This is a genomic window from Desulfopila inferna (genome assembly GCF_016919005.1).
Lineage (GTDB): Bacteria > Desulfobacterota > Desulfobulbia > Desulfobulbales > Desulfocapsaceae > Desulfopila_A > Desulfopila_A inferna.
This window is the reverse complement of the sequence record NZ_JAFFQE010000007.1, coordinates 94898-116321: the sequence shown is the minus strand read 5'-3', so window position 1 is coordinate 116321 and position 21424 is coordinate 94898. Positions and strand designations below refer to the sequence as shown.

The 21424-nt window shown below is 49.0% G+C and carries 21 protein-coding genes and 1 tRNA gene; 7 read left to right on the top strand and 15 right to left on the bottom strand.

Annotated elements, in window-relative coordinates:
• Positions 1-182: 182 nt before the first annotated feature.
• The 10 genes from coaE to serA form a co-directional block, all read right to left on the bottom strand.
• A complete protein-coding gene (gene coaE / locus JWG88_RS16545; protein WP_205234910.1) occupies positions 183-776 on the bottom strand; it encodes a dephospho-CoA kinase in 594 nt (197 codons plus the stop codon).
• A complete protein-coding gene (locus JWG88_RS16540; protein ID WP_205234909.1) occupies positions 773-1741 on the bottom strand; it encodes an RluA family pseudouridine synthase in 969 nt (322 codons plus the stop codon). Before JWG88_RS16540 ends, coaE begins: the two co-directional genes overlap by 4 nt.
• Before the next feature lie 56 nt (positions 1742-1797).
• Complete coding sequence (locus JWG88_RS16535; protein ID WP_337833136.1) at positions 1798-2277, bottom strand: CarD family transcriptional regulator; 480 nt, start codon at positions 2275-2277, stop codon at positions 1798-1800.
• A 415-nt stretch (positions 2278-2692) separates the two neighbouring features.
• Positions 2693-3286 carry an aminoacyl-tRNA hydrolase gene (gene pth / locus JWG88_RS16530; protein ID WP_205234908.1) on the bottom strand — a complete coding sequence of 198 codons (594 nt, stop codon included), beginning with the start codon at positions 3284-3286 and terminating at the stop codon, positions 2693-2695.
• A gap of 222 nt (positions 3287-3508) precedes the next feature.
• Positions 3509-4153, bottom strand: a complete 645-nt coding sequence (locus JWG88_RS16525) for a 50S ribosomal protein L25 (protein ID WP_205234907.1) — start codon at positions 4151-4153, stop codon at positions 3509-3511.
• Positions 4154-4238: 85 nt separating this feature from the next.
• On the bottom strand, positions 4239-5177 hold the full coding sequence (locus tag JWG88_RS16520; protein ID WP_205234906.1) for a ribose-phosphate pyrophosphokinase: 939 nt from the start codon (positions 5175-5177) through the stop codon (positions 4239-4241).
• A gap of 36 nt (positions 5178-5213) precedes the next feature.
• Positions 5214-5289 (bottom strand) — tRNA-Gln (locus JWG88_RS16515).
• Positions 5290-5293: 4 nt separating this feature from the next.
• Complete coding sequence (gene ispE / locus JWG88_RS16510) at positions 5294-6181, bottom strand: 4-(cytidine 5'-diphospho)-2-C-methyl-D-erythritol kinase (RefSeq protein WP_205234905.1); 888 nt, start codon at positions 6179-6181, stop codon at positions 5294-5296.
• Between the two features lie 61 nt (positions 6182-6242).
• Positions 6243-6566, bottom strand: coding sequence for a DUF1844 domain-containing protein (locus JWG88_RS16505; protein ID WP_240194533.1), 324 nt, complete (start codon positions 6564-6566; stop codon positions 6243-6245).
• A 167-nt stretch (positions 6567-6733) separates the two neighbouring features.
• Positions 6734-8332, bottom strand: a complete 1599-nt coding sequence (gene serA, locus JWG88_RS16500) for a phosphoglycerate dehydrogenase (protein WP_205234904.1) — start codon at positions 8330-8332, stop codon at positions 6734-6736.
• Between the two features lie 52 nt (positions 8333-8384).
• On the opposite strand from serA, the gene JWG88_RS16495 reads away from it, so the two are divergent.
• From JWG88_RS16495 to JWG88_RS16485, 3 genes are all read left to right on the top strand, one after another.
• Entirely contained in the window at positions 8385-8549 is a 165-nt protein-coding gene (locus tag JWG88_RS16495; protein ID WP_205234903.1) for a hypothetical protein, read from the top strand.
• Between the two features lie 292 nt (positions 8550-8841).
• On the top strand, positions 8842-10320 hold the full coding sequence (gene gltX / locus JWG88_RS16490; RefSeq protein ID WP_205234902.1) for a glutamate--tRNA ligase: 1479 nt from the start codon (positions 8842-8844) through the stop codon (positions 10318-10320).
• Positions 10321-10378: 58 nt separating this feature from the next.
• Positions 10379-12064, top strand: coding sequence for a glutamine--tRNA ligase/YqeY domain fusion protein (locus JWG88_RS16485; protein WP_205234901.1), 1686 nt, complete (start codon positions 10379-10381; stop codon positions 12062-12064).
• 500 nt (positions 12065-12564) lie between these two features.
• Here the strand turns inward: JWG88_RS16485 and JWG88_RS21675 are convergent, their stop codons facing one another.
• A complete protein-coding gene (locus JWG88_RS21675) occupies positions 12565-12870 on the bottom strand; it encodes a hypothetical protein (RefSeq protein WP_240194532.1) in 306 nt (101 codons plus the stop codon).
• On the opposite strand from JWG88_RS21675, the gene JWG88_RS22210 reads away from it, so the two are divergent.
• From JWG88_RS22210 to feoB, 4 genes are all read left to right on the top strand, one after another.
• Positions 12806-12961 carry a FeoA domain-containing protein gene (locus JWG88_RS22210; RefSeq protein WP_353740692.1) on the top strand — a complete coding sequence of 52 codons (156 nt, stop codon included), beginning with the start codon at positions 12806-12808 and terminating at the stop codon, positions 12959-12961. The two genes, JWG88_RS21675 and JWG88_RS22210, sit on opposite strands and share 65 nt — an antisense overlap.
• 79 nt (positions 12962-13040) lie before the next feature.
• Positions 13041-13202: a FeoB-associated Cys-rich membrane protein gene (locus tag JWG88_RS22205; protein ID WP_205234899.1), complete on the top strand. Its 162-nt coding sequence runs from the start codon at positions 13041-13043 to the stop codon at positions 13200-13202.
• A 17-nt stretch (positions 13203-13219) separates the two neighbouring features.
• The gene (locus tag JWG88_RS16470) at positions 13220-13456 is read left to right on the top strand and encodes a FeoA family protein (protein WP_205234898.1); all 237 of its coding nucleotides are present in this window, start codon (positions 13220-13222) and stop codon (positions 13454-13456) included.
• Between the two features lie 105 nt (positions 13457-13561).
• Positions 13562-15739 carry a ferrous iron transport protein B gene (gene feoB / locus JWG88_RS16465; protein ID WP_240194530.1) on the top strand — a complete coding sequence of 726 codons (2178 nt, stop codon included), beginning with the start codon at positions 13562-13564 and terminating at the stop codon, positions 15737-15739.
• 504 nt (positions 15740-16243) lie between these two features.
• On the opposite strand, the gene JWG88_RS16460 is transcribed toward feoB, so the two are convergent.
• The 4 genes from JWG88_RS16460 to JWG88_RS16445 all read right to left on the bottom strand — a co-directional run bounded on the left by JWG88_RS16460 (position 16244) and on the right by JWG88_RS16445 (position 21332).
• Positions 16244-17749: a gamma-glutamyltransferase family protein gene (locus JWG88_RS16460; protein ID WP_205234897.1), complete on the bottom strand. Its 1506-nt coding sequence runs from the start codon at positions 17747-17749 to the stop codon at positions 16244-16246.
• On the bottom strand, positions 17746-18951 hold the full coding sequence (locus JWG88_RS16455) for a M20 metallopeptidase family protein (RefSeq protein WP_205234896.1): 1206 nt from the start codon (positions 18949-18951) through the stop codon (positions 17746-17748). Before JWG88_RS16455 ends, JWG88_RS16460 begins: the two co-directional genes overlap by 4 nt.
• Before the next feature lie 21 nt (positions 18952-18972).
• A complete protein-coding gene (locus JWG88_RS16450) occupies positions 18973-19359 on the bottom strand; it encodes a DUF4177 domain-containing protein (protein WP_205234895.1) in 387 nt (128 codons plus the stop codon).
• Between the two features lie 266 nt (positions 19360-19625).
• The gene (locus JWG88_RS16445; RefSeq protein WP_205234894.1) at positions 19626-21332 is read right to left on the bottom strand and encodes an MORN repeat-containing protein; all 1707 of its coding nucleotides are present in this window, start codon (positions 21330-21332) and stop codon (positions 19626-19628) included.
• Positions 21333-21424 lie beyond the last annotated feature (92 nt).

Here is a 21424-nt window from a genome sequence, read left to right as displayed (position 1 = left end):
TTCCCTTCTCAGCTGTCAAGTGTTTTTGCAGGAAAAATATCCGCTTTCCAATCATTATAAATAACAACTCATCAGGGCTCCAGATGTGTACAAGCAGCCCGGAAGACTTGAGGATGCCTGGATATTATTGGCTGCTCGTGTGCAAAATGGGTGCCCGGAGTCTGCGCTTACTCTGAACCGTTTTATTTTCTCAGCAAATCCAAGGAGAGTGCTTCAACTTGAAGATGGGTTTTTTCCTCGGAACCGGAGTTATCAATGACATAATCGGAGCGCCCGATCTTTTCATCCATATCCATTTGCGCATCCAGAGCCTTGATTGCCTGATCCCTGGAAACCTTATCCCTCGTCACGACTCTGTCGACACATTGACTCCTGGTGGCCGACACCGTCACAACAGCGTCAAATTCATCCTGCCAGCCTGTTTCAAACAGAAGCGGTATTTCGGCAACAAGGGCTTTGCCGTTTTTTTTACACCTGCCTATCAGATCATGAAGATGCTCATGCACCAGCGGGTGCAGGATATTCTCCAATTCCAGTCTAATTGAAGGCTCATTAAAGATAGCTTCCCTCAGTTTCACCCGGTCGAGTGAACCGTCATCAGCCTGAAAGCGCAGCCCCCAGGTAGCGATTACCCGCTGCCATCCCTCTCCTCCTTTATCCATCATCTCCCTGCAGCTGTGATCGACGTCGCAATGTTCAGCCTGCATGAGCATGGCAAGTCTGCGGGCAACCTTGCTTTTCCCTGATCCAATAGAGCCGGTAACAGCGATTATCACCGCATATCTCCATGTTCAAGTAAATCGATTACATTCACCATATCGGGCCAGAGCGGTGCCGTTCCAACAATCTTACGACCAGTTACAGGATGATCAAAACGCAATTCTGAGGAATGAAGCATCTGTCTGGGAAACCGAGGATCATGCCGTCCATGTCCGTAAAGAGTATCACCGGCCACCGGGTGACCTATTGATGCCAAATGTACACGAATCTGATGAGTGCGGCCTGTCTCGATAACCAGTTCCAGAAGGGAGTATCTGCCCCCGAAATTCTGCTTCAACCACCAGTTGGTTGCCGCAAATTTGCCGTTGCGTTCCCGAATGGCCATTTTCTTCCGGTTAACCACATGTCTACCGATTGGTGCAACAATTCGGCCTTTTTCATCGCGGGGTACTCCTACGACTATGGCCTGATATTTTTTAGTGATCAGACGTGATTTGAAAATATCGACAAGCTTCCGGTGTACTTCATTGTTCTTGGCTGCCACCATTACACCGGATGTATCTTTATCCAGCCGGTGGACGATGCCGGGCCGCACAGGATCTCCAACCTCGGCAAGAGCCCTGCAGTGATACAGCAATCCATTGACCAAAGTATTGTCCGGATTACCGTTGGCGGGATGCACAACCAGCTGCGGCGGCTTTGAGATAAGAAGAATATGCTCATCCTCGAAAAGAATATCAAATTCTATTTTTTGAGGTATTACCGAGAATTCTTCCGATTCTTTAATGCAGCCGCTGACTATGTCTCCGGACTGTAACTTGCGGCTGGCTTTGGCAGGTTTGTCGTTGAGCTGGATATCTCCTTTCTTGACAGCCTCTGTCACTTGTGTTCGGGAAAGAGCCGGGAGTTGAAGAACGAGAAAATGGTCAAGCCGCAGCCCGGCATTATCGGGGCTTAGAGTATAGTGTACTGCAAATCCGGTGCCGGGCCGATCGGGAGAGTGGGCTGTTTCTTTTTCCATCAAACATGCATTACATTACTGTGGGAAAATATTGCCGCTAAACAGCACAGGAAGAATTATGCGAAAATTGTTTCGATTTCATTACTGATATTAAGCTCATCGACCTTCTTGGCCAATGATAGCTCTTTAACAAGCAGCCCCTTGGCTGTATCTAGCATTTTTCTCTCACCATACGACAAATCTTTGTCAACACTGAGAAGGAAGAGATCACGGAGTACAGCGGCAACCTCGTGTATCGAGCCGGTTTTGATCTTTTCCATATAATCGCGATACCGACGATTCCAGGTCTGCGAACCGATTTCAATACCACGATCCTTTAATATATCGAGAACCGTATCAACTTCATTTTTTGAGACAATAGCTCGCAGGCCGACATTTTCACTGCTCACCGTCGGGATCATAATCGTCATATTGTTATCGAGGATCTGCAACACGTAAAACTTATGATCAACGCCTCCGACATTCTGAGTTTCAATAGCCTTAATTACGCCAACACCATGGGCTGGATAAACAGCCATATCACCTTTAGCAAACACTACAATCTCCTCATCTTCATAACCTGCGAACCATACCACAAAAGGTATTCAAACATAGTATACCTCTCGATGACCGGAAGAGTCATAAGTGAACCTTCCTGGGCAGGCGCCAACTATTACAGGCCTGGGTTCTTCGGTTAATAAATTAGTTTTTACTTTTTTGGACAACATAGAGAGTATAACATATTCGTTCGAAAAAAGCCCTTGATTTTAGAAAAAATCAGAGGGATTATTCGTCTAAGTATCAGAATCGGGGAAAATTTTGTTGCCCGGAATCCTTGAGAGACAGCCCGATTTTCCTCTGTTCGAAACCGCGCATATTTTGAATTTCACTCAAGTTTCAGACAGAATGTGCAAGTCTCGGATAGTCACTCGCGGCTGCCGTTTTGAGGTGGAAAGTGTATCAGGAAGGATACTACTTGAAGCTGTTGAGGAAATTCATGGCCTGGTTGGCATCCCCTTCTATAAATTTTTGCAGACCGACAACAACTTCACTCATTCTTTCTGCTATAAGCTGGGACTCTTCTTGGTGAAATGAGGTGAGAACATATCTTTCGACCGGCATCTGAGGAGGTGTCGACCCACTTCCGGGACGACCGATGCCGATTTTGAGGCGATAAAAATCAGGGCTGCCGATACTGTCGACTATGGAACGGATGCCATTATGACCTCCGGCTCCTCCTCCACGCACGAGTTTCAGGCGGCCGGTTTTCATATCGAGATCGTCATGGATAACGATCATTGAAGAAAGAGGAATTTTGAAAAAATCGACAAATCGAACTACGGCTTTTCCACTGAGATTCATATAGGTCTGGGGTTTAACCAGATGCAAAGTGACACCCCATAATGAAACTTTCGCCGCAAGGGCATTCCATTTCCCACTGAAAACAGCAGAGCCATCCTTCCCGGCTACTGCATCAATGACATCAAAACCGATATTGTGACGAGTTCCGGAGTATTGTGCACCAGGATTTCCAAGACCGACAAGAAGAAAGCTATCAGGTGGCATTTCAGCGGTTCACTCCAAAAACGTGTATAAAACTAAAACGAATGATCAATCAATTCTAAAGGTACCACACCTCCAAGACTCCTATCCTGCTCTACCGGCTCGGGAGAGGGAAAGTGCCCATATCACAAAAAGATAATCCGGTGGGAATGTGCTCCCACCGGATCTTACTTACTCTCTTGGATCTATGATATCCGAGGCTATGCAAGACAGCCGTAGAACGGATTACTCTTCAGTGCTTTCTTCCGCAGCAGCTACAGCCTCACCCTCACCCTCACCCTCTTCAGCCTCTTCCTCGCCCTCCGCTGTGCCTTTCTGGAGAGAGACGACGCTGACACAAACGGATTCAGGATCAGTCACAAGAGTGCAGTTTTCGGGAATGTCTATGGTATCAACTTTGATGGAATCGCCTATATTCAGATCCGCGATATTCACTACAAATTCATCGGGTACATCCAGGGGAGCCGCTTCAATCGCCAAGGTGTCATTGATAACATTGAGGATACCACCGAGATCTGTACCTTTGGCAACTCCGGTGTATCTGATGGCAACCTCGAACACCCGTGGCTTACTCACATCGATTTCGATGAAATCGGCGTGTAGCAGAGTATCTTTAATAGGATCCGTCTGAATATCCTGAACAAGAACATGCTTGGTGGAACCATCGTCCAGATTCAGGGAAATAATAGCATTTTTCCGGTAAATACTGAGCAGCTTGTTGAAAAACGGCCGTGTCTCAAGCTTGAGAAGAAGAGCCTCGGCACCGGCCCCATAAACAACAGCAGGGGTCATCCCCTTCATGCGCATCTGCCGCATTGCTCCTTTTCCTGTTTCCTTGCGGACGGAGGCGGTCATTTCTACCTTTAACATTATCTTTCTCCTTCGCTCAATGGTTTGCCCGGTCTAGCGAGCAACATGGCGTTTTACTTGGTTGTGTAATCGATATATCGCCCAGCTACACGAAAAGTGAACTGACTGAATCTTCATTATGTATTCTATTAATAGCATCCGCGAGCAGATTTGATACCGGAAGCACTTTGATTTTCTTACACTCTCGCGCTTCATCTCGCAATGGTATGGAGTTGGTGACTACGAGAGTTTTTATCACCGAATTGGTGATTCTTTCAACAGCCGGGCCGGACAATACCGGATGAGAACAGCAGGCATGAACTTCCTTGGCGCCTTCGGCCAGAAGAGTTTCCGCTCCACTGCACAAAGTACCGGCGGTATCTACCATATCATCGAGCAGAATGGCCGTTTTCCCTTTGACATTGCCGATAACGTGCATCGCCTCACATTCATTTGGTCTCTCACGCCTTTTGTCAATGATGGCGAGCCCGCAGTTAAGTCTCTTGGCAAAGGCTCTTGTCCTTTCAACACCACCAGCATCCGGGGAAACCATTACCGGGTCCTTGAATTCTTTGGAAATATGCCCGAGCAAGATCGGTGCGGCGTAGAGATGATCAACAGGAATATTGAAAAACCCCTGTATTTGTCCGGCATGCAAGTCCATGCAGAGTACTCTGCGCACGCCTACAGCCATGAGCATTTCAGCAACGACTTTGGCTGAAATAGGCACCCTTGGGGCAACTTTTCTGTCTTGTCTCGCATAGCCGTAATAAGGCATTACCGCAGTAATGCGGCGCGCGGAGGCTCGTCGCAGAGCGTCAACCATAATAACCAGCTCCATCAGGTTATCATTCACCGGGGTACAGGTCGGCTGCACTACAAAGACATCAGCTCCGCGTACATTTTCCTTCACTTCGACAAAGATCTCACCGTCGCTGAATTTCTTCACGTCCGCCTGGGATAGTGGAAGATCCAGATGCGCGGCAATCTCGACAGCCATTTTCTGATTGGCGTTTCCAGAGAATATCTTGATAATATTAGGCATGTTTCTCAATCAGTTGTCGGAAATTTGGTAAAGCAATGGCTGGGGTGGTAGGACTCGAACCTACGAATGCCGGGATCAAAACCCGGTGCCTTGGCCACTTGGCTACACCCCAACTCTTATCCCGCTCTATAAACTTTATCTCCGAATTTTTGTCGCAGTCGATGCACGATATCTCCAATCGTCTTCTCCGGGAGTTTCGACTTTTCCGGAAATATCCCGAAAACCGTCGGCCCGCTGCCGGACATCAACACGTGGTAAGCACCCGCTCTTTTCAGCTCTTCCTTGATGTCGGCGATGACCGGATATAAGGTGACGGCAACCGCTTCCAGATCGTTCTCAAGTGCTGAGACATGCAGGTTTTCCTGGCTCAGCTTTTGAGAACCCGTCAATGTAGAATTTTTAACTGCCCTTGTCAATGCATATTTTTCAAAAATCGTCGCTGTTGAAACACTGAACCCGGGGTTCACCAGTATATAGGTGCAGTCCTCAGGCGCAGGTACAGGCAGCATTTTTTCTCCGACACCAGTGGCCAGGACACTTTGGGCCTCTATCACAAAAAAAGGGACATCCGCACCGAGAGAGGCCGCCAGAGCAATCATGGCGGTGTCGTCAAATTCGTTTCCAAAAAAGGTGTTCAGGCCACGCAGCAAAGTACCGGCATCACTGCTGCCGCCGCCCAGTCCCGCGGCAACGGGTATGTGTTTTTCCAGATGAATAGTCGCTCCCCTGCCCCGGGCATTGCGACTGGTTTTAAAAAAAAGATCCGCAGCACGCCAGGCCAGGTTGGTTTCGTCGTCCGGAATTTCAGGATGAGAACAGGTGACCACCACCCCCGGGGAACCGTTTATGGATACATCCATCGTGTCATACAGTCCAACCTTCTGCATCCACGTTTCCAGTTCATGGTATCCGTCGCTTCTTCTGGAGATGACCCGGAGGATCAGATTAATTTTGGCAGGCGCCTGAAGATGCAGTTCGAGGTTGTCCTGAATATTGCTGTTCACTGGTTGTCCTGATCAGAAAGAAGCCACCATGTTTCTGCGCTGTCGATATCTTCGGGATGCTTTAATTTTTTGCCAGTTGCACAAAGCGTATCTTCAGGTCGTAAAGGATATCCTTGAGCATCTCCTCCTCGTCCCTGGCCAAATTCCCTTTGGTTTTCTGCTGTATCAAGGTAAGGGTATCGATACCGTGCCGAGCCAAATCAAGATCAACGGTCTTTTTCCCGGTAGCCGGGTCCTCAAGCAATCCCAAATGAAACAGCACTGAGGTATTGAGCGACATCACAAAAGCCGAAAAGGTCACCTCGGGCATCACGCATCTACCTTCTTTATCCGGAACTTTCCCTTCTTGACATGCACAATCTTCTTTTTTCTGGTCTACCATCATACCATACCTCTTTTCTCTATAGGGCTGGTATGGCAAACACTGCCTTCCAGCCCTGTTCGAATGTCATTTCATATACTTACCCGCAATGATATTGACATTCACTTGAGTACCTCTGTCAACAGCCGGTCACAGTGAAAAATAAGTGCTCCATACTTATTGTCAAGAAATCATGAAGTATATTCGGCCAGCTCCAATACCACCGCATCGGTTATATTATCAAGACTGCAGACTTTTGCGAGAAGTTCTTTGGATACAAGCGAATCAGTGGCGAGTACAATAATGTTCTGTCGACTGGTCTCCTCCCTTCCCACCGTCATCCTCGAGATATTGACGCCTCCCATGCCGAGAGCAGTCCCCAATGCTCCGATTACTCCGGGCACATCGTTATTGTAGACCAGCAGCATGGGACCGGCAGGCAGAGCTTCAAGGCGAAAAGTATTGAGACGCACCAATCGTGGCTCATTCTTCCCAAAAACAGTACCCACTAAAACATTTTCACCATCACTGGTGCGCACTCTGGAAGTCATCACATTGATAAAATCATCGGAATGCTCCGATTTGGCCTCGACCACTTTAATGCCCCTGTCCTTGGCGATAATCGGAGCATTGACATAATTGACCGCATCCTTGAGGATAGGAGTGAATAAACCCTTGAGAAAAGCAATGGTTATGGGGCTGGTGTTAAGTTCGGCCAGCTCGCCGCTGTACTCCACGGTGATTTCTTCGATGCCGCCTTTTGTCATCTGCATATGAAAACTGCCAAGCATCTCTCCAAGAGCTATATAAGGCCCTACCTGGGTGAGCACATCGTCACTGACGGAGGGGACATTGACCGCATTGGTAACCACACCTTTAAGGAGATAGTCGGCGATCTGCTGGGCGATCAAAACGGCTACATTTTCCTGTGCTTCACTGGTCGAGGCACCGAGGTGCGGCGTACATATAAAATTATCAAGCTCCAGCAACGGACAGTTATCCCTGGTAGTCGGCTCGACGGCGAAAACATCGAGAGCGGCCCCGCCGATTTCACCGTCACGCAAAGCATGGTAGAGCGCCTCTTCGTCACAGACTCCGCCACGGGCACAGTCTATAAACATGGCGTCATTCTTCATGTTTTTGAAAAATTCAGTAGATATCAGCGCCTTGGTTTCTTTGGTCATAGGTACATGGACGGTGATATAATCGGAACGTTTGGCCAATTCTTCAAGACCGACCAGTTCAACTCCAATTTTTTCAGCCGTTTCTTTGGGCATATGCGGGTCATAGGCTATAGTCTTCATTTTCAGTCCCTGTGCCCTGGAAGCGGCAATGCCGCCGATGCGGCCGATTCCGACAATGCCCAATGTCTTCCCGGTAACTTCGCGCCCCATAAACCTTTTCTTCTCCCACTTCCCCTCTTTCATCGAAGCAGTGGCCTGAGGAATATTGCGCGAAAGAGCCATCATCATGGATATGGCATGCTCCGCGGTGGTAATGGCGTTACCATTGGGTGCATTCATAATGACTATCCCCTTCTGGCTTGCCGCGGGAATATCGACATTGTCCAGTCCGATACCGGCTCTTCCCACTACCTTGAGATTCGTGGCCGACTCGAGAATGTCAAGAGTCACTTTCGTCGCACTCCTGATCACCAGGCCGTCATATTGACCAATGATCTTTTTCAATTCTTCAGGGGCCAGGCCGGTGTTGACATCAACTTCCAAACCGGCCTCTCTCAGAATTTCTGCGCCAACGGGGGATAAATTGTCACTTATCAGTACTTTCATCTCTGCTCCTTAAAATTTCGTAATCGTATTCCCCCGGCAGGTTGTACATCGGGTGAACCGACAGATTCCGGATCACGGCAGCCACATTATTTTCGGCAGCAACGTTGATAAGATAGAGTATATTATTGAAGAAACCGAATATAACGTCATTGCCCCTCAAGGACAACAAAAATTCCAAATCTCCTGCAATACCGGACTTTCTCCTCGTAAAATGTAATATTTCTAAATGATCGGCGGATTCGCAGAGACAGGCAAAATCAGGTATACTTGAACGAAAAGGCGGAAGATGGAGCCTTTAAGGATAAGCGTTGAAATTAACGAAAGAAGAAGATATATAAAAGGTTTTCTTCCTTAATTACAAATAGCAAAAAAAAAATCTATTACTGACTCTGCACTGCAAATTACACCACCGTCATTTGAAAACATCTCTTTTTATCTTCCATGATAGTGTTACAATAGCAGATCCAACTGCAATATTAACGACTTCGTTCAGCATATAAGGAGCAACAATGAGTGAAACCAGACTGCGTTTTCCACCAAGCCCAACCGGGTATCTCCATATCGGTGGTGCAAGGACAGCACTTTACAACTGGTTGTATGCAAAAAAAACCGGCGGCAAATTGATTCTCAGAATAGAAGACACCGACGTGGAACGCTCCACCAGTGACTCTATTGAAGGTATACTTGAAGGTCTTACCTGGCTTGGAATCGACTGGGATGAAGGGCCCTATTTTCAGAGCGAATTCAGCGAGGACCACGAGAGAGCCGCAGCCGAACTCATCGCCAAAGACAGGGCCTACAAATGCTACTGCACCAAAGAGGACCTCGAGGCCAGAAGAGAAGCTGCCCTTGCCGCCAAGGGAAGCCTGGCCTATGACGGCACCTGCCGTCGCCTGAGCAAGGCCGAAATTGCCGAAAAAGAGGCAGCCTCAACCCCTTATATCATACGTTTCAAGGTACCCGAGCGGCAAGGCATACTCAGCTATGACGATAAGGTTCTCGGGAAAATAGACTGCAACTACACCGAAATCGATGATTTCGTCATTGTTCGTTCCAACGGCAAACCCCTCTATCTTCTCTGCAATGTGGTGGATGATATCCGCGACAGGATTACCCATGTCATCAGAGGGCAGGATCATATGACCAACACCATCAGGCAGGTGCTGTTATATGAAGCCCTCGAGGCCCCACTGCCGGTTTTTGCCCATATACCCTTGACTATGGACACCAAAAGGGCCAAAATTTCTAAAAGAAGCCATGGTGAAATTGTTGCCGTGCAGTTTTACAAGGAACACGGCTTCCTCCCCTGGGCCTTCAATAATTACCTTGTCCTTCTTGGCTGGTCTCCCGGAGACGACCAGGAAATCTTCTCACGGGAAGAACTGATCGAACGATTTTCCCTGGAGAGGATCAATAAATCGCATTCGATTTTCAACTATCGCAAAAACGACCCTAAATTCTTTACAGATCCCAAGGCAATATCCATAAATGAACATTATCTGCGGTCCATGGACATTGAAGAGCTGGGAGAATATGTCAGAGAAGAGTTGAAAAAAGAAGGTCTCTGGAAAGAGGACTATGCTGCGGAAGAAAAAGAGTGGTTTCTGAGTACGCTTGATCTTATCCGTTCCAGGTTTCACACACTCAAGGATTTTGCCCAGACCGGCCGGGCATATTTTGCCGAGGACTACACCATTTGCGATAAAGCACGCAAAAAGAACCTGGCCAAATATCCGGAACTGCAGCAGTGGCTTCCCGAGCTTGCTGAGCGTTATGCCGCCCTTGAGCCCTTCACTCTCGAGGAAACCGAGCGGGTCGCCCGGGAAATGGCCGCAGAACTTGAGATAAAGCCAGGCATCATCATAAACGGTATGCGCACCGTCCTTACCGGTCAGCTTGCCGGTCCGTCGATGTTTGACATAGTCATGGCGATCGGCAGAGACAGGGTAGTGCAGAGACTGCGCAATGCGGTAAACTTATTTGATTAACCTCGAAGACTTCGATGACTTTTAACCAGATTTATCCCCTATCGAATACGGAATTATTATGGAACATAACGATATAACAAAAGGAAAACCACTGGATTTCATCCGTCAGATTGTGGCCGATGACCTGCAGAGTGGTAAACATATACAACCGGTAACCCGCTTTCCTCCGGAGCCCAATGGTTTTCTGCATATCGGCCATGCAAAATCCATATGCCTCAATTTCGGTATTGCCGAGGAATATAAAAGCCGCTGCCATCTTCGCTTTGATGATACCAACCCATCAAAAGAAGAAGATCTCTATGTCGAAGCTATCAAGGAAGATGTGGCCTGGCTGGGATACGACTGGCAGGACAATCTCTTCTTCGCCTCGGACTATTTTGATGATCTCTATCAATATGCCCTGCAGTTGATCAGAGCCGGCAAGGCATATGTATGCGAGCTTTCGGCTGAGCAGATCCGCCTATATCGCGGCACCCTCAAAGAGCCGGGGCGCAACAGCCCCTATCGCAATCGCGGCATCGATGAAAACCTCGAACTATTTGAAAAAATGAAAAACGGCGATTTTGCCGAAGGCAGCCATGTGCTCAGAGCCAAGATCGATATGGCCTCGCCTAACCTCAACCTGCGTGATCCGGTCATCTACAGGATCATGAAGGTTTCCCACCACAGGACCGGAGATACCTGGTGTATATATCCCATGTATGACTACACCCACAGTATCTCCGATTCCATCGAAAAGATTACCCACTCCTTATGCACTTTGGAATTTGAAGACCACAGGCCTCTTTATGACTGGGTACTCAACACCTTGCAGACCCAATGCCACCCCCGCCAGATCGAGTTCGCCAGACTCAATTTGAGCTACACGGTGATGAGTAAGCGCAAGCTGCTGAAACTGGTCGAGGAAAAATTCGTGGACGGCTGGGATGATCCGCGAATGTTGACCATCACCGGATTACGCAGAAGAGGATATACGCCTGCCTCCATCCGCAGTTTCTGCCATACCATCGGGGTCGGTAAAAAGGAAAGCTGGATAGATATGGGCGTGCTGGAAAATGCTATCCGGGAGGATCTCAACGATACGGCACCGCGCGTTATGGGTGTGCTCGATCCTCTTAAAGTGATTATCGACAATTATCCAGAGGGACAGGAAGAAGAGGTGGAGGCCAAAAATCATCCGCAAAAACCGGAGATGGGAGGAAGAACACTGCCGTTCAGTCGGGAACTATTTATTGAACGTTCCGATTTTCTGGAGGATCCTCCGCGGAAATATTTCCGTCTCGGCCCTGATCGCGAAGTCCGTCTTCGCTATGGCTACTACATCAAATTCGCTTCCATAGAAAAAGATGAAGAGACAGGAGAAATTACGGCAATACACTGCACCTACGATCCGCTGACCAAAGGAGGGTCCTCACCCGACGGCCGCAAGGTGAAAGGCACTATCCACTGGGTATCGGCACACCATTGTATTGACTGCAGGGTTAGACTATACGACAGGCTGTTTTCCGTGGAAAATCCGGATGCGGATAAGGAAACCACCTTTCTCGACCACCTTAACCCCGATTCGGTTGTCGAACTTGAAAACTGTAAAGTGGAGCCGGGCCTTAACCAACAGGAATCCGGCATGCGTTTCCAATTCGAGCGACAGGGATATTTCTGTCTGGACCATAAGGATTCACGCCCTGGAAAACCTGTCTTCAACCGCATTGTTACCTTACGCGACTCCTGGACGAAAAAGCAATAGCAGCAACAATTCCGCTCCAGATGTGCGCAGGTAAGCGCAGATCCCGAGCAGCCAGGAAAACTACTGCAAAAGCGTGGGCTTCCTTGCATCAGCACCAACCTGCCGGCTTGCCCCGATCGAATTTTGAAAGGGTTAGGTTGGCGGTGAGCGCAGCGAACCCCAACAATCTAAAGCTTCTTTGCAATATCAAAAGATAATTGCTTTTTTTTAGGGCGTTCTTTTCACAGGGTAGAGGAAAAGTACGCTGAATCCGGAAAAGCTTTCTTTTCGAACGCTCAGGCATTTCCGGCAAGAGTCAGGCCTCTGAAACTCTTGCCGGAAGTGCCAAAGCCTCCCTCCCCTCTATTTTTTTCTGATACCCCCTGAAAATTTTGCATCTCCAGCCTTGAGCTGGGAATTAGGGGCAATCTCTTTACTAAAACCTGTATTTATTTCGTTTCACTGTCCAATTGCTATCGCATAAAGAAACCTCTGGAAAAATTTAAATTAAACATACCTAATTATTTTTCATCTCCTTTATTTTTGGATTGACTTGCAGTATTGTTTGGTGTACCTAATTGCTTAAACAGTACTACGGAGAAGGACATGAAAAGGAAAAATTGTGCTGGAAAAGGTTGGAACAATAGTTCCGTTCTGAAAAATTTTTTCTGCAGAGAGAAAGTAGACGGTAAGATCTCTCCACTTTCAGAAAACTCCAGGTGCGGAAGAAAAAAAATATGCAAAATCACCGGTGACAGGAAAATGTGCGCAAGAATGGCCTCTCTGGGAATGTATCCGGGAGAGGAAATTAATGTGATCTGCGCCACAAAAGGCTCTCGATGTATTTTACGCACAGCGGGGGGAACGATAAGCCTTGATCCCTTAACCAGTGAAAACATTCTTGTTGAAGCGGTCTAAGAGCAAAGCTAAATTATGGGTTGGCTTTTTTTTTGCCTTACATATTAGACAAGACTAACTTATTAACAGGTGCCAAATTATGTGGGAAAATGCAGTTGTTGCAGCAGTAATCATTATCTGCGCAGTCGCCGTTGGCAGACGGTTTCTCAGACAATTTAAAAACAGCGTAAACAAGGACGGTTCATCCACTTGCGGGGGGGATTGCTCGGGCTGCTCCTCTCGAAAGGGATTAAAAAAATAAGAAAAAGGAAATGTACGATGGAGAAAATAGCATTACGCCACATGAAAAAAGGGCAGTCCGGTATTATCGCTTCAATCAAAGCCAACGGTGAGCTGGGCCGAAGACTAATGGAGATGGGCCTGGTTCCCGGAACGAAAATTAAGATACAAGGAAGAGCACCGCTGAAGGATCCGGTTGCCATTCAAGTCATGAATTCCACGCTTACCCTGAGAAATAATGAGGCCGACCTTATCTTGATCACCCCCCTCACTTGAATTGCACAATAGTGTATCATCTATAATATACCGTAAATTTAAAAGGCTACAGGTGCGCCCATCGCCCTGCGAGACACTCAAGACATTCAGATAAAGGATTTATTCATGCCATCACCCTTAGATATCCCTGACATGAAAAACAAACTGGCCATGGCCCTGGCGGGCAATCCTAACGCCGGCAAAACAACCCTTTTCAACTATCTTACCGGTGCACGGCAGCATGTCGGCAACTATCCCGGGATTACAGTGGATCTTAAAGAAGGCTATAGGAATTACAAAGACAAAGAGTTGGGCATTACCGATCTGCCCGGCACCTATTCACTGACCGCCTATTCAATGGAGGAGATCGTTGCCCGAGATCATCTTACTCAGAAAAGTCCCGATGTCGTCATCAACATTGTCGACGCTTCAAACCTCAACCGCAACCTGTACCTGACCTGTCAATTCATCGAACTCGGCATTCCCATGGTGATCGCCCTGAATATGATGGATGTCGCCAAAGATCGAGGCATGATGATCCAGCCTGAGAAACTGGAAGAACTTCTCGGCATACCCGTGGTGGGGATTGTCGCCCGAACGGGACAGGGCGTCGATCAACTTCTCGACGCTGCGGTAGAGGTCGCCAGAACTCATGATCGTGAAAACCACGCCTCGATATCATACGGCGAGGATCTCGATGAGAAAATATTGCAGCTCACCGATATTATAGAGAGAAATAATTTTTTAACTTCGACTTACCCTCCGCTTTTTACCGCCATCAAATATCTTGAAAACGATGAACAGATAACCGGGAAAGGCAGAGAAGCAGACTCTGACGTTGCCGGAGAACTGGAAAATATCGTTGAAGAGGTAAGCAAACATACCCGCAAGACCCTGGACGTTTATCCTGAAGCGATTATCGCCGACCACCGGTTCGGATTCATTAAATCGGTGCTGCGCCAGGGCGTCATTACCCACACGTTCGATGAAGACAGGCTCTATACCTCGGACAAGATAGACAAGGTGTTGACCAACAGACTTCTGGGCCCCCTGATTATGCTCGGTGTTCTTTTCGGAGTATATCAGTTTACCTTTGCCTGGAGCGAACTGCCCGTGACCTGGCTGGAGAACCTCTTCGGCTGGCTGGGCAGCCTGATAAACTCCACTATGCCCGATGGTCTGTTGAAATCCATGATTGTCTCGGGGGTAATTGACGGGGTCGGCGGAGTGCTCGGGTTCGTGCCGCTGATCATGTTCATGTTTTTTAGTATCGCTATTCTGGAAGACACCGGCTACCTCGCCCGGGTAGCCTACATGATGGATAGGGTTTTCAGGACATTCGGGCTGCACGGTTCATCGGTAATGCCGTTTATCGTCTCCGGGGGAATCGCCGGGGGCTGTGCCGTTCCCGGGGTAATGGCCACCAGGACGCTGCGCTCACCAAAGGAGAGGATGGCCACACTGCTCACCGTCCCCTTCATGAACTGCGGAGCAAAACTTCCGGTACTAGCCCTTCTGATTGGCGCATTTTTCAGCGAAAACAAGGCCAGATATATGTTTATCTTCACCTTGATAGCCTGGGTAGTCGCTCTTCTTGCCGCTAAATTCTTTCGAGCGACGGTGCTCAGAGGCGCCCCAACACCTTTCGTCATGGAACTCCCGCCTTATCGATTCCCCACGGTGCGCGGCCTGCTCATCCATACCTGGGAGAGAACATGGCAGTACATCAAAAAAGCGGGAACAATCATCCTGGGAATTTCTATTCTGCTCTGGGCGCTGATGACCTTCCCCGGAATACCGGAAGAGAGAGAAGCATATTACGAACAACAGCGACAGCAGCTCAGCACTGTTGATGATCACGAAAAGCTTGCCGGCCTGGCTGTTCTTGAAAAGGAGGAGACGCTGCGCCATTCCTTTGCAGGCAAGCTCGGCAGCACCCTTGAACCTATTTCATCCTTTGCAGGATTTGACTGGAAAATCAATATTGCCCTGGTAGGAGGATTTGCGGCAAAAGAGGTAATTGTCTCCACCCTGGGCACCGCCTACTCCATGGGGGACATCGATGTGGAAGAAGCGGAGCCGCTCGGCCAAAAATTGAAGGAAGATAAGAGCTGGAACAAAATGGTTGCCATTTCCGCCCTGCTCTTCATCATGTTTTACGCACCATGTTTTGTCACTGTAGTTTGTATTGCCAGAGAATCCTCCTGGAAATGGGCGTTTTTTTCCATGGCCTTCAACACGGTATTCGCCTTTACTTTGGCTGTCATTGTTTTCCAGCTTGGGACGCTGGCAGGGATAAGCTGACCCAGCGGCAATTTGATCGGTAAATAAACGATACGCCCTTTGGAAAGAATATCCAGAGGGCGTATCGTTGAGGAGGAGAAAGAAGAGGTACTGCACTTTCCTGATGCAAATTCTATTCCACTTCCAGTTTCACAAAATTTACATAATATTTCAATAAGCTACCAGCGCTCGAAATGTGAGTATATCTCATGGACCGGATTGAGCGGTTCAAAATTCCACTTTTACGGAATCAACCCGGTCACAGTTGTACCTGGGAGTGTGTCGGAGAATTGCAGTTTTTCCTCAGATTAAGGCGTTTTTAGGAAATCAAGCACAGCCATATACTTATTATCGGAGTCTACGCTTACCAGCGAGCATTGATTTTCTGAAAACAACGCCAAGATGGGCCAGTAAGCGAAGACTCCGAGAAGTGCTTTCTCCGACAGGCTCCCAGCCCGGGTATTTCACGAGTAGTCTGGCAGGCATATGGCCGAGCCACCAGCGAAGGCTGTGATACCTCAGGGGCTAAACCTCAATGACATACCCGCCCCGGCGGGGATCTCCGGCGCCTTCACATCCTGGAATAACAGCGTGCACTCCGCCAAAGTAGACATCGAGAACATTCCAGATATTCAGCCGGGTATCGAGCGATTCCAGAGCCTCCCGGGCAAACCCGGGTTCTATCTGCAGACACTCTTCATCGAGATACATCCGCGGCGCGGAAACAGCCTGTTCAAGTCCCCGGCCAAAGTCCACGACCTGATCCAGGACCTGAGTGATAGCCGTACGTATGCGTTTCGAACCACCGCTGCCGATCACCAGTTTGACCTGATCTCCGCTGACCAGTAAAGACGGGGACATCATCGAACAAACTCTCTGTCCCGGCGGTGAAGCATGAAATCCCTGGGGGTGCAGGTCGTCCTCTCCCATCATATTGTTCAGCATAATCCCGGTTCCCGGAACAAAGAAGCCGGAGCCTTCACCATTGGAACAAGTCATCGCGGCACAGTTGCCTTTTCTGTCGGATATGCTGATATGTGTTGTCCCTCCGGAAAACAGCCGCAGATTCTTCCGACTTTCCGGAAATCCGGAATCAACATACGATTGTAAAGCTTCAGGACTGGTTATGCCGGCCCTGCGCAGTCGCTCGACCTCCTGCATGATTAAAAATGTGTGGCGCAGGTGCTCACCGCTACCCCATTCATAATCAGGTTTATCACAGGCGGAGTAAAGCGAAAGTGACAGGGCTATCAGCGTTCCTCCCATTGAAGGTAGAGGAGCTGTATACAGTTGAAAATCCCGATAGCCGACATTGATGGGCTTGCGCTCCACAACTGCATAATTGGCCAGATCTTCTCTGGTCAACAGGCTGTTTTTTTTCTGCATTTCGGCGATCAGAGCGGAGGCAATATCACCCCTGTAAAAACTCTCGCCGCCATCTTCAACAAGAAGCAGTAAAAAATCGGCAAGTTCATGGTTTACCAGGCGATCTCCCTGCCTGATATAGTTTCCCGTGCCACAGAGAGCTCTGCCGGTCGGAGTTTGCGTCCAGATGGGCTTGAGCAGGCGCAAAAAATCGGCTTGAAAACTGTTTACCGTATGTCCTCGGGCATATTCAACAGCCGGACTTATGACATCCTTTAAATCCATGCGGCCGAGCCGCTTGTGCAGGTGAAGCAGCCCCTTGACGATTCCGGGAACCGCCACGGAATCCAGGCCGATGTTGAATTGTTGTGGCGCTCCGCTGAACTGCACGGTTACCGGAAAAAAGTGCGGACGGCCGTTCCTGCTACTGCCAAGGCCGGGAGTATCGACAAAAAAATCAAAGAAAAGGTTCTGCCCCTTTCCGACGCTATGGCCTAGAAGGAAGCCGCCCCCGCCCAGGCTGTTCAAGGCGGGCTCGACAACCGTCGAGGCAAATCCTGCAGCCGCCACGGCATCGAAAGCGTTGCCGCCTTCCCGTAAAATCGCCGCAGCTGCCTCACTGACGAGTTGATGACCTGAAGCTGCTATGGCCTTGTCATACATCATGATCTCGTAAAGTCAGTACCATACTTGCAGCTCAGCCAGTGCCAGGCTGCATTGGCATACCACGACGCACCGATAGCCAGCACATCCTCGTCAAAATCAAATGAGCCGTTGTGAGCTACCCCGGCTTTTTTCCTGCCGGAGGCTCCGAAACGAACCATACACCCTGGAATTTTCTGCTGATAACAGGCAAAATCCTCGGCGCCGAGACTGGCATCGCCTTGGCTGACGGCAGCCAGCACACCCTCTGTTCGGGAGGCGGCAACCCTGGCGATCTCGACAGACCTTGAATCATTCACAACCGCGGGAATACCGTCATTGAAGTCCAGAGAGACCTCAACCTGATACATACGGCCTATTGACTCGGTGACGCGAAGCAGACCTTCCATGGCGACCTCGCGGGTCCGGCAATGTGTCGACCTGATTGTCCCTTTAAGGAGAGCATCCCCCGCTATGATATTCTGGGCGCAGCCCGCCTGAAGGCAGCCAATGGTGATTACCGCCGCCTTATTTGGATCAACACCCCGGGAAATCAAGGTTTGTACGGCAAGGACAAGATTTGCCGCGGCAACGACTGGGTCTACGGCCTCATGCGGTCGGGCAGCATGTCCGCTTCTTCCGCGCAGCCGAATTATGAAGGAATCGGCCCAGGCGCAAATAATACCTTCATCGGCGGTGATGGTGCCGAGTGGATGATGTGTATCGATGTGACCTGAAAAAATTGCTTCGACATCCTCAAGTATTCCGGCTTCAATGCAGCGCTGCGCGCCATTGCCGTTTTCCTCAGCAGGTTGAAAAAGAAGTTTGACCGGTCCCGGCAGTTTCTTTTCGGCGAGCAGAACGGCAGCACCCAGAAGCATCGCCACATGGCCGTCATGACCGCAGGCGTGCATGACCCCATGATTCTCCGAGGCAAAAGGGAGATTGGTTTCCTCGATAACGGGCAAGGCATCCATATCCGCCCGTAAAGCCACGCTCTGCCGCCTCTCTGGAGGGCCCGGAAGATAAGCTGCCACACCGGTTCCGGCAATACCGCCCTCGCTTACAATACCATGCTCCCGGAGCTTGTCCTGAATATATTTTGCAGTTTCGAACTCCTCGAAGCTCAATTCCGGATGGGCATGAATGTGCCTGCGGATGTCCAGAATCCATTCTCTCAACTTCGGGCTGACCGGGAACAGGACAGAATTAGTACTATTAAACATTTAAATCCTTATTCCTGATAGTTATTCGATACGGATTGAGTGCAGCCCATTATCATCGTCCTTCTTTGAGACATCCTCGTCCTTCCGTTCTGTTTCTTCAAGTAAATCCTCTTCAAATACATCTTCCGTAATGATATCTTTTTCAGTAATTATCTCATCTACATCACTTTCAAATGGGTCATCCTCCCGGATTGCCCTGCCCAGCCGCACAGGTTCCTCCACAGGATCAAGCGGTTGTTTAAAAATCGCAATCAGTCCGTCCTGGGTTTCAGTAATAGAGACAAGTTCCCAACCGGACTGGCCATATTCGTTTAAAGATTGCTCAACCTCGGCTTCGTCCAGAAAGGAACTGCCGAGAAATCCCGCCTTTTTCAAATCGTAATGGACTGTTTTATAGCACCACCGCATCTACTTCACCTCTCTCACGGTTTTCACTCACGCTTTTGGCTTTCATTTTCCTGATTACACCTAATCCTCAGTTCAAGGACGGGGCTGCTTTGTCCACTGATCTCTATAGCCCGGACGGCTGCAGAGAAGCCCCATGGACGTGTTTATGGCGTCCCGATGAAAAGAGCAGCCCCAGCCTAAGCCAGTGAAATGCCGAATTTCGGGGGGTAATCAGATTCATTTTTCTCCAGAGTCCATTTCGGCAACTTTGATATTTTGCGAGATTATCATTGCGCAGAAAGCAACTCATCATTTTTAAAGATTCCCTCATATACGGCGCCGTTGGCCAGGGTCAACTTCCCATGACCATTTCTTCTTCCTTCGACAAACTCTCCGGCGTAAACACTTCCGTCAGAAGACTTGAGCACTCCGAAACCATGGGGAAGATCATTGTTGAAATCACCGTCATAGGTGGAGCCGTCGCTGTAGATCAGCTTTCCGTTGCCGCTGAAGCTGCCCATGTTGAACTCTCCGTTGTACCTGCTGCCGTCGTGGAAAACATAATTACCTTCTCCATGGAACTGGTCATCCCGAAATGCTCCGGAATACCGACTGGAATCAGGATAGTTGAAAAATCCCTCACCTTCTTTCACTCCCATGACGAATTCACCCTCGTACTTTCGGCCATCCTGGTAAAAATATTTTCCCCTGCCGTGCGGCTCTCCTTCCTCAAACTCGCCGGTATAGCTGTCACCATTACTGAAAACTATCTCCCCCATCCCCCTGATCACGCCATCCTCAACGGCTCCTCTATATTTCGCTCCATTGGAAAAAGTGTAGACAGCCGTTCCCGAATAGGGAACTGACGGTGCATCCGGAGAGATCAGCAGGCCGTCGGCAACGACAAGATCCATCGGCGGCACCTCTGATTCGCTGGCAACATCAGCCACCTCCTGGGTGATGGTCTCCTGAGAAGAAAAGGTCTGGCCGGCAGCCTCCGCAAGAGGTTCACCATTCTCGAAATAGCCGGTATACACAACCTCTCCCTTCGGGTTGGTCAAAACCCCAAGACCTTCAATCCTGTCATCACGAAAATCTCCCTCGTAAATATCGCCATTTTCGAAAACATACCGACCTTTGCCATGACGCATATCGTCTTTGAAATCACCTTGATATCGCGAACCATCACTGTAATCCATCTCTCCCTTGCCGCTTTTTACACCATCGGCAAATTCTCCACGGTAGCGGCTGCTGTCGGGATATTCCATCTTGCCGCTGCCCTGAAATTTTCCTTTGCTGAATCCTCCTGTATATTTGCGGCCATCGCTGGAAACCAGCGTGCCTTCACCGTCATATAGATCGTTTTCGAAGAAGCCTTCATAGGTGTCACCAGTGGCGGAGCTGTATTCTCCCTGGCCATGGCGCAGACTGTTGTGAAACTCACCCTTATAGCGGCTGCCGTCGGGATAAATTTGTTCTCCCTTGCCGCCCGGTCTGCCGTTACGAAACTCACCCTCAAACCAGGTGCCGTCCTTATAGGTCAGTTTGCCTCGCCCCTGAATAATGGAGTTTCTGAAATCGCCTTTGTATTCCCTGCCGTCGGGGAAGGAAAAAATGCCCTTGCCGTTGTACCGCCCATATGAGAATTCACCAACATACCGGGTACCGTCATTGTAGCTGAGAGTCCCTTTTCCATGGATGACATTCTCCCTGAACTCTCCCTGGTACCGTCTGCCATCCGCCCCCGTGAGAACACCCTCACCCTCCATTTTACCATTTTTCATCTCGCCTTCATAGACAGCGCCGTCAGGAAAATGCAATGTACCACTACCGTTTATAATACCATTTTTAAAGGTGCCGGTATATTTTCTGCCATCCTCATGGAGAAGGGTGCCGCTGCCGTTTATGCAGTCCCCCTCAAGACACTGTTCCGCATATGCCGGGAAGGAATAACCAATGATCAAAGCAAACAGGATGCCGCTGTATTTTTTCATGATCTTAAAATCTCCAATGAGAAAGCTTTGATGGCGTCGCGATAAGCACCTGCACGGGCATAACTCCGACTTCGAGAAATACCTATTTTTTA

What these genes read in the sequence shown, in the direction of transcription:
- gltX (WP_205234902.1), top strand. Translation starts at nt 8,842, where the DNA reads ATGAGTGAAACCAGACTGCGTTTTCCACCAAGCCCAACCGGGTATCTC.
- JWG88_RS16505 (WP_240194533.1), bottom strand. Translation starts at nt 6,566, where the DNA reads ATGATGGTAGACCAGAAAAAAGAAGATTGTGCATGTCAAGAAGGGAAA.
- JWG88_RS22210 (WP_353740692.1), top strand. Translation starts at nt 12,806, where the DNA reads ATGTGCGCAAGAATGGCCTCTCTGGGAATGTATCCGGGAGAGGAAATT.
- serA (WP_205234904.1), bottom strand. Translation starts at nt 8,332, where the DNA reads ATGAAAGTACTGATAAGTGACAATTTATCCCCCGTTGGCGCAGAAATT.
- JWG88_RS16445 (WP_205234894.1), bottom strand. Translation starts at nt 21,332, where the DNA reads ATGAAAAAATACAGCGGCATCCTGTTTGCTTTGATCATTGGTTATTCC.
- JWG88_RS22205 (WP_205234899.1), top strand. Translation starts at nt 13,041, where the DNA reads ATGTGGGAAAATGCAGTTGTTGCAGCAGTAATCATTATCTGCGCAGTC.
- pth (WP_205234908.1), bottom strand. Translation starts at nt 3,286, where the DNA reads ATGCCACCTGATAGCTTTCTTCTTGTCGGTCTTGGAAATCCTGGTGCA.
- JWG88_RS16540 (WP_205234909.1), bottom strand. Translation starts at nt 1,741, where the DNA reads ATGGAAAAAGAAACAGCCCACTCTCCCGATCGGCCCGGCACCGGATTT.
- JWG88_RS16470 (WP_205234898.1), top strand. Translation starts at nt 13,220, where the DNA reads ATGGAGAAAATAGCATTACGCCACATGAAAAAAGGGCAGTCCGGTATT.
- JWG88_RS16485 (WP_205234901.1), top strand. Translation starts at nt 10,379, where the DNA reads ATGGAACATAACGATATAACAAAAGGAAAACCACTGGATTTCATCCGT.
- JWG88_RS16455 (WP_205234896.1), bottom strand. Translation starts at nt 18,951, where the DNA reads ATGTTTAATAGTACTAATTCTGTCCTGTTCCCGGTCAGCCCGAAGTTG.
- JWG88_RS16450 (WP_205234895.1), bottom strand. Translation starts at nt 19,359, where the DNA reads ATGCGGTGGTGCTATAAAACAGTCCATTACGATTTGAAAAAGGCGGGA.
- feoB (WP_240194530.1), top strand. Translation starts at nt 13,562, where the DNA reads ATGCCATCACCCTTAGATATCCCTGACATGAAAAACAAACTGGCCATG.
- JWG88_RS16520 (WP_205234906.1), bottom strand. Translation starts at nt 5,177, where the DNA reads ATGCCTAATATTATCAAGATATTCTCTGGAAACGCCAATCAGAAAATG.
- JWG88_RS16525 (WP_205234907.1), bottom strand. Translation starts at nt 4,153, where the DNA reads ATGTTAAAGGTAGAAATGACCGCCTCCGTCCGCAAGGAAACAGGAAAA.
- JWG88_RS16460 (WP_205234897.1), bottom strand. Translation starts at nt 17,749, where the DNA reads ATGATGTATGACAAGGCCATAGCAGCTTCAGGTCATCAACTCGTCAGT.